We start from the raw sequence: 11,746 nt of genomic DNA on the forward strand, positions 1-11,746 counted from the left end.
AAGCATCAAGGAAAAACACAAAATATAGGGATTGAAAGCAGAGAAACAACTCAAAAGATTTACCAAAGATTGGTTGTCTCGTTAAATTGTTGTATTTTTGCACTATAAATATTTACTTTTTAAATTACGAACGATACTGTAAAAAGATGGAGATCTACAATCGGCGGGAAGCACAGCAACGTATGAACGAGCTTGCGAAAGCAAATAAACCATTTGTTTTTGTTATCAGCTACGACCAGCAACAGGCATATATAGAAGAGGTGGAACGCATCGACACTTCGGAAATGCTCTATGCTTTTCCCACGATAAACAATATTCCGACAGGCGAAGCAGCAAGCAACACGCCCGTGGAATGGCTATTTGATGCGCCCGACCGTACTGAGTATCAGCGCAGTATCGAACACGTGAAAACCAACCAACGCAATGGCAACAGCTATTTGGCAAACTTAACGTGCAAAGTACCTATACGCACAAACCTTACGATGCGAGAAATATTTCTCCGTTCAACTGCCAAGTACCGCTGTTGGCTTAAAAACAACTTCGTTTGCTTCTCTCCCGAGATATTCGTTCGCATCGAAGGGCAGACCATACGCTCGTTTCCGATGAAAGGAACCATAGCAGCCGACACGCCCAACGCAGCAGAAACATTGATGAACAATGCGAAAGAGGCTGCCGAACACGCTACCATTGTAGACCTGATACGCAACGATTTGAGCATTGTTGCCAATCAAGTAAGCGTGGAAAAGTATCGTTACATCGACAAACTAACCACCAACAAAGGACAGATTTTGCAAACCAGCTCGGAAATAGTGGGGCAAATTCTCCCCCACTACCGCACAAACGTTGGCGACTTGCTGTTCGGTCTGCTCCCAGCAGGGTCGATTACAGGTGCGCCAAAGCCCATAACAACCCGCATTATTGCCGAAGCCGAAACCTACGAACGTGGTTTTTACACGGGCGTAATGGGGCATTGGGAGAACGGAAACCTCGACAGTGCTGTGATGATTCGTTTCATCGACACCGACGGAAAACAACTTTTCTACAAAGCTGGTGGCGGAATTACGGCGCAAAGCAACGACGACGATGAGTACAACGAAATAATGGAGAAGGTGTATGTGCCAATTTATTGAAACAATGTGTGTAGAACAAGGCAGGATTATCAATCTTGACTACCATTTGGAACGAATAAAAAACACACGAAAACACTTTTGGAACACGGAAAAAACGGTTCCTATCGACCAGCTTTCAGCCCTTGCTGCCACCCAAGACAGCAAAGCAAAGCTACGCTTCACCTACGATAAAGAAAACATATACAACCTTTCTTGCATGCCTTACAACACAAGAAAGATAGAAAGACTTAAACTATTGGCAAGCAACGATATAGAGTATAGCTATAAAAGTGTTGATAGAAGTGTGATAAACCTATTGAAGGCACAGGCGGAACCTACAGATGAGATCATCATTGTAAAACAAAATCGCCTTACCGATACATCTTATACGAACATTGTGCTATTTGATGGCTCACAATGGATAACTCCTTCCACTCCTTTATTGAAAGGAACACGACGTGCACAGCTACTCGAAGCAGGCAGACTGATAGAGCGGGAAGTGCTTGCCGCCGACCTAAAATCGTTTCAATCCATATCGCTCATAAACGCTATGATGGATTTAGAAGAACTTGTACTGTCCATTTCAAGTATAGAGAACCTGCTATAAGCCAACGATTAACGCACTTTCGGGCAGTCGTATAAAACAGGAAGCACTCCAAAAAGAATAGAAAAAGTTTGATAAAAACTTGTGGGTTCAAAATATTATGGCTACTTTTGCACCCGCTTACAAAAAGTAAGGGCGTTTAGCTCAGCTGGTTTAGAGCATCTGCCTTACAAGCAGAGGGTCGGCGGTTCGAATCCGTCAACGCCCACCAAAGGGTAGTTTCCAGAGTGGCCAAATGGGGCAGACTGTAAATCTGCTGCTTCTAGCTTCGGTGGTTCGAATCCATCACTACCCACGAAAAAAGCATCTTCGTTCTGAAGATGCTTTTTTATGACTTTATTTTTCTTCTTTGAGATGTTCCTCCAATGTTTCTATATAATCCAAAAAAACTTGTTCGCCTTTTGGTTCTATCGTACAGGACTTCCGTGGACACTTGCCAAAGAACGCACACATAGTAGTAATATAACCTTTTTGTTCCAATAGCTCTAACTGCTCGTTCATTTTTTCATCGGTAGCACCAGTTTGTTCGCACAGATAAAGAAACGCAACCTCTCTGTTTGTCATTAAGATTGACATTACCGAAAGCCTCAACTTGTTCTGGAAAAATGGGTCTAATGGCTGCTTCATACTTTCGTTCTCCTCTTTCTATAAGAAATATCAGTGCTATCAGTAAAAGAGTCGAGGAGTATAAATAGTAAAAACAAAGGAAACAAAATCTTTTCTCTTGTATCGAATTCTAAGTTACGTTGCATAAGCATATTCATTGCATAGTATGTAAAAATGATATAGCCTCCTACGCTCGTATTATTAGAACGTTTAACCATACATAGACACAAGCCTGCCAGAACAATGCCAAAGAATGCAAAACAGAACGGTATGAAATTGCTTTCAACCTTAGAGAATACTGTTAAACCAGCTGTAAGGAAAACTATCCAAGTCCATGCAGAAAGGGTTCTGCGCTCTACGATATTATAAGTAGCAAGTCGTTTCTTCTTTACAATGTATGTAAAGCCGAACGTACTCCAAGCAATTAAAGGAGCAATGCTATACAAATAAGTTATCCACGAGCCGACAAAGTAGCTCATAGCATAAAGAACGAGTGTTAGAGCAGACCAAACAGCAATGAATCGTGGTAATTTCGAGTTGATACCATCGGTGTTTTCAATTGCCTTTTTAATGGTAGCTATGCTTTCAGCTACCTCCATTTCCTTCTCTTGGGTGGTTTCATTGCTTGGTTCTTTCATCACTTTCTCTGTTTCTTCGGTTATATTTTCCATATTCATAGAATTTATTTAAGACTACAAAGATAACAATATTTAAAACATAAACCGACAAAATAAATTACAAATTCATATTATTTAAGAATTACAATCCTATGCTATTATCGTTTATTTAACAAATAAATGATTTTATTTGCAAGTATCGGGAAAATGCTGTAACTTTGCTAATCTAAACCAAAAGTTATGAAGAATAGGCTCTTATATTTTATCTTGGCATTGCTGCTAATAACATCGTGTGGTAAAGGAAAGGGGAAATCGTCAGGCGACAAGGCATCAGACGCAACTCCAACAATGGTAGAACGGATACAAAGAAGTGCTCGTTTATACACCTCAGAGTATCATATACATAAGATAATTACACACAAAGACAAGGTGAAAGCAAACGGAAAAATCCTTGGAAGCAATTTTTCAATGAACCTGCCCCTTGGCGAACGCCGTGTAGCCATACCGATGGACGCTATTGTAAAGGCTTATATCGACTTTTCAGACTTTAGCGAGAAGAACGTAAAGAAAGACGGTAAAGGTAAAATAACCGTCATACTGCCCGACCCTCGCATCGTGCTAACCAGTACAAAAATAAACCATAAGGAGATGAAACAATACGTTGCCTTCCTTCGACGTCGTTTTTCCGATGCCGAACTGACGAGTTACCAGCAACAAGGAAGACAACAAATTATAGATGCTATCGGACAAATGGGCATTATAGAGCATGCACAAGAGAATGCTGCAAAGCAACTTATACCGATGCTGACAATGTTAGGATATGCTGAAAAAGACATAACCATCAGTTTCCGAAAGCGGTTTACAATGGAAGAAATTACACGATTTATTGAAAACTCAACTACTCAGACCAATGGAAAAGATAATTAATATCATACAGGACTTCATTCGTAGCAAAGGCAAACAAATTTGGTGGTGGGCACTCGGCGCATTGCTAATCATCGTTGGTTGCATTTTATTCCTGAAATGGCTCGGCAAAGCCAACACTGTAAGTATAGGTACAGACCAACGAATAGATATTACGTCTCAACAAGTATCTTCTATTGAAAGCATAGGACAATGGGAATTTCTTGCCATTAACGATGAAGAACTCGTTGATACAATAAAGCATCGTTTCTTAGCCGACAAAGAATTGGTGCGCATTTACTACGGTACACTGCGTTTAGGAGTAGACCTTCACAAGGCAAAACCTAAATGGTTGCGCATAGAAAACGACTCTGTCGTGGTGGCAACACTACCCAACATTGACCTGTTAGACCGTAATTTCATTGACGAAGCACGCTCAGAATCGTTCTTTGAAAAGGGCAAATGGACGCCCGAAGACAGGGAAAGGCTCTACAATATAGCCTATCAAAAAATGCTGAAACGCTGTTTCACCAAAGAGAATATAGCAGCAGCAGAGAGCAATGCACAGCAACAATTCGAGAAAATGCTAAGGGCTATGGGTTACAAACATGTGCGAATAGAATTTGAAAAGACAGACAGCACAAAGATAAAGGATTAACAATAAAGAACGTTTAAGAGGTAAAAAGATGTATTCAAACTTAAGACCATACTACACACACTACAAATCGCTGACACAATTGGGCCTGCCCATCATTATCGGACAAATAGGAACAATCATTCTTGGACTTGCCGATACGCTTATGATTGGGCAGCACAGTACAACGGAATTAGGTGCAGCAGCTTTTGTAAACAATATGTTTGTATTGGTTTTGGTGTTCGGAATGGGCTTTGCCTATGGCTTGACACCTATCGTTGGTTCGCTTTTCGGACGTGAGGAAAACAACAAGATAGGCGGAATGTTCAAGCAGGCACTCCTATTGAATACGCTATTGGCAGCTTTGCTCGTAGGAATAATGTCGCTGCTCTATATAAATCTTGGCAATTTAGGGCAGCCTGAGGAGTTGTTGCCACTGATGCGACCTTACTTTATCGTAAACCTCATATCGCTACCCTTCGTTTCTTGGTTCAATACCTTCAAGCAATTGTCCGACGGAACAACCGATACGAAGACGCCAATGTGGATTATGCTGGGCGGAAACCTGCTCAACATCGTGGGCAACTACGTTTTAATATATGGCAAATTAGGCTTTCCTGAATTGGGATTGTACGGTGCAGGTATTTCAACAATGTTCTCACGAATGATGATGGCAGTGGTATTTGCCATTATTTTCTTCACATCGAAACGGTACAAAGCATACCATCACGGCTTTTCCACGCAGTCTATCAACCGTGCTGACCTTACTTTACTCTTCCGAATAGGCGTTCCTCTAAGCCTGCAAATGGGTATGGAGACAGCAGCTTTCAGCTTAAGCTCTATCATGGTGGGCTGGATTGGAACAAAAGCATTGGCAGCACATCAGGTAATGCTTTCCATTTCGCAGCTTTTCTATATGGTCTATTACGGTATGGGGGCAGCAGTAGCAATTCGTGTGAGCTACTTTACAGGACAACGCGACTACAAAGCGGTGCGTCTTTCCTCGTCGGCAGGCTTCCATCTCATTATGCTGATTGCCTTCATAGTAGCCATTCCCGTATTCATTTATCGCAACAGCATGGGTGCAATCTTCACCGATAGCGAGGAAGTTTGCAGTATGGTGGCACAGCTTATATGGCCATTGATAATTTATCAAGTAGGCGACGGCTTGCAATGTGCATACGGAAACGCCATGCGTGGGCTTTCGTACGTGAAGCCTCTCGTACCGACATCGTTTGTTTCTTTCTTCTTGATTAGCTTGCCAATAGGTTATCTGCTTGGCATTCAGTTTGGTTTCGGACTTCCCGGAATATGGTATGCCTTCCCATTCGGACTGACTGCAGCAGGTTTGCTCTATCAATACTACTTCAACAAGCAGCTAAAGAAGTTGAGCGAAAAAGAAAAATAGTTGCTAAAAACAGATTACATACCTTCTTCTTCCGCCATTTCCAATTCGGTTTTTGGCTTCTCTTGAAGTGTGCTTTCAGCAGCATCGCTTTCGGTATCAATCTGTGCAGACGATGTAATCTTCAGTGCGCCAAGATTGCTAATCGTTATATCAATCGGAATAAATTCGTCGCTATTAGGGTCGGGAGAGCCTACGCTGGCACCAAACTTTAAGTAATTGCCTTCCACCTTATCGAACATAAAGCCGATGAAAGCACCGTTTCTGCCATACTTATTATCAGTGAACTCCTTGAAATCGCTCTTTTTAAACGTTCGTTTAAAGAATTCGGTGCCATCTGCACGAGTAATCAGAACCTCTACCTTATTGTCGTAATACTTCTTTCCATCGCTATCAGTTATCATAGGCAATTCCTTGTCAGCATGGCGTTGAATGGTAATAGTGTAGAGGCTGCCCAACCATTCCACTTGTTTCTTATATTCGAAATCGGAAAGCTGCTGTGGTTTGTCCGATGGTGCTGCCTGTGGCTTTATTTTAGTTATAATATTATCTGTCTTCTTTTCCTTCTTACACGAGGTTACAGCAACTGTAAGCAACCCGCACAGCAAGATTAATGATATGTTTCTTATAGCTTTCATCTGATAATAATAAATGTATATTATGCAAAAGTACTGCTTTTTCTGAAACCAACCAAATTGCAACCAAAATAAAACACCTACAAATGAAACCGTGAAAGCTATTTTTTCGATGTTCCCCAAACAAATATAACAATGTGTAACTATTGGTTCAATAGAAAGTTATTAGAGCAGTTGTTTCTCTTTTTCTTGCTTAATGCCGTAACTGAAAATCCCTCTTACTTTGTAAAGATAATTCCCTTAAAAAAGGATAACTGCGTTTTGGCATTGCGAAAGCGTAGGTTTTGCGTTGCAAAAGAGCCGCTTTTACCGTGCAAAACCTACGCTTTTGGAATGCGAAACAACACGTTTTATAACACACTGATGTATAGACAGTTACCGAATAGTTATGCTTGTGAAAAATGTTTACACTATTACGACCTATTTTTAGCCTATATTATAAGGAACACAAGCAAAATAAAGCAGCAATGAAACGGTGCTTTCTGTTTACAGAAAGTCAAGCTACACGGTTGTTCTCATAATTATCGATTGCTCCAACTACTTTAATTCAAGCGTGATATGGTATAAACCTGCGTACACTCCTTCTAAGTGCGTGAAGGATACAACAATAGCAAATTTATCGCCCACCTTATTGTGTTCAGGGTGTTCGAGCACGAAATTACCGCTCATAATGCGATAATCGCCACCACCAAGTACCTTGTAGCCATACGAAAGAGCGTCTTCGGCAAACTGAAGCATTTCTTCTTCCGACCACGTATAGATATTTATACGCTGCATTGTGAAGCGATTGTCTATACCTACACCCAAAAATCCCATTTGACGAGGGTACTTTCCCGTTACAATATCGCTGCCAGTAGTTTCGTTGTATTGCATATTATAACTGTAAGTCAGCTCTTTCTGCGCACCATGTCCTTTTATTACCTGTGCAAGTGTCAGTCCATATTCTGCTCCAATACCGTCAAAAAAGTTCATTTCGTTGGTACGTTGGTCATCGCTAACCAATAAATCATACAGAAAAGTAAACTTAAACTCACCTTTAGGACGAGGAACTTCGGCTGTCTTAACTGTATCAGCAACAGTTGTCAGCTGTACTTCTGCAAGTTCGGGTTGCAGTTTGTGATTAATTTCTTGCGCTGTATTCTGCACCGAGTCATTAATTACAGCAAGCGATTGTTCCATAACAAGCTTTTCGTCAGCACGATGACTTTCCACAAATGCGTCCTTACCAGTAGCCTTGTCTATGTACTTATCGGTGCCTCCCATATATTCGTTCACCTTTGTTCCGTTGTTCCAAACTGTTGTATATTCCAGATTTCCATACTCTGAATAAGTGTACGATGTTCCATTCAGCACTCCTTTCGCATAGTTTAGTTTCATACCAACGTTGCCATTGGCAAAAAACGACACCGCCCTACCATCAGCTTTTCCGTTGCTATACTGCATTATCGACTCTACCCTGCCCGATTTATAGAAAGTGCGGGCTACGCCAGTAAGCACCGTCTGCTTATCATTGATTTTACTAATACTTATGTAATGCTTTTCTGCATATAGCTGACCACTGATATAATAGTCATAAAACATTTTCTGTCCGCGGTCGTCCACCGCCAACAAACGATAGTAAGCAGCTTCATTAGCATTGTTTACGCCCTTCCAATTGCGATTATAGAAGATTGCGCCTTGGGGTATATGATGCTTCGCACCCGATTGTGCCAATACCGAAAAAGGTAGCAAAAGAAGGGTGAATAAAAAGAAAAGTCGTCTCATAAATTCTTAAATTATTATGCAAACATACAAAAAAAGTCGAAACCACGATAGTTTTCGACTTCTTTTTTCATCTTCTATTTTCTGTGCTTCATTGCTTTTATATGCCCTTTGCCTTGTTCGCAACAAAAACACCGACAAGTATCATGGCACTGCCGACATACGCAATAGGGGTCATGTGTTCGTTCAACACAAGCGCACTCATTATCACTGTTGTAACAGGATTAAAGTAAATATAGTTCGATGCACGCAATGCACCTAAGCGAGATATTACCCACGCCCACGCTGCAAAGCACACAAACGAGGCTATAACGCCGAGATACAGCAAGTTAAGGCCTATTATAGGCGTAAACAACTGCTCAAACGGAAACGCCCAAGGGTGCACGGCAAAGACGGGAGTTATCGTTATCAGTCCATAAAAAAAGACCTTACGCGTGATGAAAAACGGAGAATAGTGCGACGAGAAGTTCTTCATTACCAACGAATAAATAGCCCAACTCGTGGCAGCCGCTAATGCAAGGAAGTCGCCCAAGGGGTCAAGGTGCAACACAAAATGACCGTTGAAGATAACAAGGGCAACACCCAACAATGCAAACACAGAACCTGCAACAAGGGGAAGGCTCGCTTTTACACTTTTCAAGAACAACAACGCCAAGACCGTCGTAACCAATGGAGTTGTACAAACAATGAAACTAACGTCGTTTACAACCGCTAACTTCAAGGCATAGTTCTCTGTCAGGAAGTAAAGAGAACTACCGAAGATTCCCAACAGGAATACAATAAGCTCGTCTTTCAACGAGTCGCAGAACAGTTTCTTGGGCGAAATGAACCATATACATACATAAGCCAACAACGTTCGCAGCACATATATTTCCTCTGGCGATAGCCCCTTGTCTATCAACACACGGGTATTGACGAACGTTCCGCCCCAAATCATCACCACAACCAAAGCAACGACATGACCAAGAAGCCCGTTCGACTTGATATTAGTAATCTTTCCTTCACTATTCATAGGTGCAAAGGTACACAGGTTTTACAAATATTTAAAGCATAAACATAAGAAAAAATAATCCGATATCCGTATAAAGGAAACATATACAATATTTGTTTGTACATAGGAAAGGAGGCTAATCTGCACTGTTACTTTCGTTTCAATACTATCCGCGCTGTACTTTTCGAGTTGCTTGGCTCTACTCTGACATCATCGGTTAGTTTTTTTACCCACGAATCAGCAACAAAACGAAGTTTTCGATGTCGTTGAATGAGATACAAAGCAGGTTTATCTTCAACGACAAGAGATTCAGCAGAAGAATTTTGCGGAATATCTTTATCATCTTCATCAGTTACGTTTTCATCACGAACATCGTTCGAATCAACTTTCATTACAATCGGTCCACTATAATCGTAATGCTCTCGTGCCGTTTCTATATCAGCGTCAATGCAGAGCATTTTAGCACTGTCAATACAAGCCGTACCATTTATTTGCAGGTAATTTTCTGCTGTAACCTGCGCTGTCATAGGTTGTTTCGTTGTTTTAAAACTGAACGTTGGCACCGCATAAGGTTGCCAATAAGCTTTAAGCCACGCATCAAAACCTGGGCAAAAGCTTAAAAAAACAGCCTTAACTATTTCTGTTGGTAAGTTCTTTAGTTCTTCAATAAACTCTTCTTTACTGACATTCTTATTGGGAACCTGCGACTTTAGGAAATCATAAAAGCCAAACAACAAATCTGTTTGGTTTACTAACAGCCACTGTTGTGCTTTCCATTCCACCTTTACAATAGGCTTTATGCGGTTAAAAATCTGCTGAATTTGTTCTATTAGTTGCTTGTCTGCTTCGAATGTGAAGTTATTTGGTGCTGCAATCTTTGTTATATCGAGTTCGAAAGTAGTGCTATCAGCATCTGTTTCCAGTACTTTCAAACTGAAGTTATTATGCAACTCGCCATCAAACATATTCAACGAGAACATAAACTCCACATCGCTAAACAACCAATAGGGACTATGCTGCCAGTTTAAACTGGCAGCATAGTCGTAAGAAACATATTGCCCAACAACGAATTGTGGGCAATAATGCTTTTTATCTTGCGCTGTAGATACAAGCACAATAAGTGAAAATAAGACGAAAGATAATAGCTTTCTCATCTAAAAGCTGCTAATCTTACATTATTACCATAGTCCAATTGTGCTTGTCTTCTATGGTTCCGTATTGTATTCCACGCAGTGTTTCGTACAATTTCAGAGACCATGGACCTGGCTTTTCGCCGAAGTTGTAAGTCTTTCCTTCCTCTAAATCGTCCAAACGAGAGATTGGTGAGATAACCGCAGCAGTACCGCAAGCTCCTGCTTCCTCGAAAGTTGCGAGCTCTTCTTCAGGTATTGGGCGACGTTCTACCTTCATTCCGAGGTCTTCAGCTATCTGCATCAAACTCTTATTTGTAATAGAAGGCAAGATAGAAGTAGACTCTGGTGTTACGTAAGTGTTGTTCTTGATTCCAAAGAAGTTGGCTGCTCCGCACTCATCTACATACTTCTTTTCCTTGCAATCGAGGTAAAACTCCGACGCATAGCCCTTTTCGTGGGCAATCTGGTTGGCTTTCAACGATGCTGCATAGTTACCGCCCACCTTGTAAGTACCCGTTCCCAACGGTGCCGCACGGTCGTAATCGCGCATAATTACATACGGATTTGTAGAGAAACCACCTTTGAAGTAAGGACCAACAGGGGTAACAAATATCATAAACAGATATTCCGTAGCAGGACGAACACCTACTTGCGCACCTGTACCAATAAGCAATGGGCGAAGATAAAGTGTGGCACCGCTTTCATAAGGAGGTATATATGCTTCATTCAAGCGCACAACTTTCTTCACCATTTCTATGAAAAGTTCGGTTGGAGGTTCAGCCATTACGATACCACGGCACGTGCGTTGCAGGCGGGCAGCGTTTTCTTCAGGACGGAAGACACGCACTTTACCATCAGGACAACGGTATGCTTTCAGTCCTTCAAAAGCCTCTTGTCCGTAGTGCAGACAAGTTGCTGCCATGTGTATGTTGATGTTTTCGTCTGACGAAACTTCAATTTCTCCCCATTTTCCATCGCGATAATAGCAACGAACATTGTAATCTGTCTTCTGATACCCGAATGAAAGGTTCTCCCAATCTATTTTTTTCATAATCTTAAATTTTGTGCCTTGCTTCCAATCTGTCCCATAAAGGTTAGTTTGAAGTTTGGCGGTTAGTAATTGTTTTATAGTTTATAATTCGTTGTCTAATTTGGTCTTATTTTGTTTCAAGCAGTTTCTTTATTTCCTCATCGGTGTGTGTCAGCTTGTCTTTACACACCTTTATCAATCCTTGTGCCTTCTTTAATTCGCTTGCCATAGTATCTATGTCCATGTCGCCACGTTCCATTTTTTCTACAATAGCTTCCAATTTTCCAAGTGCTTCTTCGTATTTCATACTCTATTTCG

Annotated in this window: 13 protein-coding genes and 2 tRNA genes; 7 read left to right on the forward strand and 8 right to left on the reverse strand. The window is 41.2% G+C overall.

What is annotated here, in order from left to right; genetic code table 11:
- Positions 1-146 precede the first annotated feature (146 nt).
- From BWX39_RS06670 to BWX39_RS06685, 4 genes are all read left to right on the forward strand, one after another.
- The gene (locus BWX39_RS06670) at positions 147-1,130 is read left to right on the forward strand and encodes an aminodeoxychorismate synthase component I (RefSeq protein WP_028905005.1); all 984 of its coding nucleotides are present in this window, start codon (positions 147-149) and stop codon (positions 1,128-1,130) included.
- A gap of 4 nt (positions 1,131-1,134) precedes the next feature.
- Complete coding sequence (locus BWX39_RS06675) at positions 1,135-1,716, forward strand: aminotransferase class IV (protein WP_244271464.1); 582 nt, start codon at positions 1,135-1,137, stop codon at positions 1,714-1,716.
- Positions 1,717-1,846: 130 nt separating this feature from the next.
- Positions 1,847-1,924, forward strand: a tRNA-Val gene (locus BWX39_RS06680).
- 2 nt (positions 1,925-1,926) lie between these two features.
- Positions 1,927-2,008: transfer RNA gene (locus tag BWX39_RS06685), tRNA-Tyr, on the forward strand.
- Between the two features lie 41 nt (positions 2,009-2,049).
- Here the strand turns inward: BWX39_RS06685 and BWX39_RS06690 are convergent.
- A complete protein-coding gene (locus tag BWX39_RS06690) occupies positions 2,050-2,340 on the reverse strand; it encodes a transcriptional regulator (RefSeq protein WP_028905007.1) in 291 nt (96 codons plus the stop codon).
- On the reverse strand, positions 2,337-2,990 hold the full coding sequence (locus BWX39_RS06695; protein WP_244271465.1) for a hypothetical protein: 654 nt from the start codon (positions 2,988-2,990) through the stop codon (positions 2,337-2,339). Before BWX39_RS06695 ends, BWX39_RS06690 begins: the two co-directional genes overlap by 4 nt.
- Positions 2,991-3,176: 186 nt before the next feature.
- Here BWX39_RS06695 and BWX39_RS06700 point away from each other — a divergent pair, with 186 nt between their 5' ends.
- The 3 genes from BWX39_RS06700 to BWX39_RS06710 are packed head-to-tail and all read left to right on the forward strand — an operon-like array spanning position 3,177 to position 5,881.
- A complete protein-coding gene (locus BWX39_RS06700; protein ID WP_028905009.1) occupies positions 3,177-3,863 on the forward strand; it encodes a DUF4230 domain-containing protein in 687 nt (228 codons plus the stop codon).
- The gene (locus BWX39_RS06705; RefSeq protein ID WP_028905010.1) at positions 3,847-4,497 is read left to right on the forward strand and encodes a DUF4230 domain-containing protein; all 651 of its coding nucleotides are present in this window, start codon (positions 3,847-3,849) and stop codon (positions 4,495-4,497) included. Before BWX39_RS06700 ends, BWX39_RS06705 begins: the two co-directional genes overlap by 17 nt.
- A 28-nt stretch (positions 4,498-4,525) precedes the next feature.
- Positions 4,526-5,881 (forward strand): MATE family efflux transporter, encoded by a 1,356-nt coding sequence (locus tag BWX39_RS06710; RefSeq protein WP_028905011.1) that lies wholly within the window; start codon positions 4,526-4,528, stop codon positions 5,879-5,881.
- Positions 5,882-5,895: 14 nt separating this feature from the next.
- On the opposite strand, the gene BWX39_RS06715 is transcribed toward BWX39_RS06710, so the two are convergent.
- From BWX39_RS06715 to xseB, 6 genes are all read right to left on the reverse strand, one after another.
- Positions 5,896-6,516, reverse strand: coding sequence for a DUF4738 domain-containing protein (locus tag BWX39_RS06715; protein WP_028905012.1), 621 nt, complete (start codon positions 6,514-6,516; stop codon positions 5,896-5,898).
- Positions 6,517-7,050: 534 nt separating this feature from the next.
- Positions 7,051-8,277 carry a toxin-antitoxin system YwqK family antitoxin gene (locus BWX39_RS06720; RefSeq protein WP_028905013.1) on the reverse strand — a complete coding sequence of 409 codons (1,227 nt, stop codon included), beginning with the start codon at positions 8,275-8,277 and terminating at the stop codon, positions 7,051-7,053.
- A gap of 97 nt (positions 8,278-8,374) precedes the next feature.
- The gene (locus tag BWX39_RS06725; RefSeq protein WP_028905014.1) at positions 8,375-9,286 is read right to left on the reverse strand and encodes a DMT family transporter; all 912 of its coding nucleotides are present in this window, start codon (positions 9,284-9,286) and stop codon (positions 8,375-8,377) included.
- Between the two features lie 128 nt (positions 9,287-9,414).
- Positions 9,415-10,419, reverse strand: coding sequence for a hypothetical protein (locus BWX39_RS06730; RefSeq protein ID WP_028905015.1), 1,005 nt, complete (start codon positions 10,417-10,419; stop codon positions 9,415-9,417).
- A 16-nt stretch (positions 10,420-10,435) separates the two neighbouring features.
- Positions 10,436-11,449, reverse strand: a complete 1,014-nt coding sequence (locus BWX39_RS06735; RefSeq protein ID WP_028905016.1) for a branched-chain amino acid aminotransferase — start codon at positions 11,447-11,449, stop codon at positions 10,436-10,438.
- 106 nt (positions 11,450-11,555) lie between these two features.
- Positions 11,556-11,735: an exodeoxyribonuclease VII small subunit gene (gene xseB, locus BWX39_RS06740; RefSeq protein WP_028905017.1), complete on the reverse strand. Its 180-nt coding sequence runs from the start codon at positions 11,733-11,735 to the stop codon at positions 11,556-11,558.
- Positions 11,736-11,746: the final 11 nt, after the last annotated feature.

Source organism: Prevotella intermedia ATCC 25611 = DSM 20706 (assembly GCF_001953955.1).
GTDB lineage: Bacteria > Bacteroidota > Bacteroidia > Bacteroidales > Bacteroidaceae > Prevotella > Prevotella intermedia.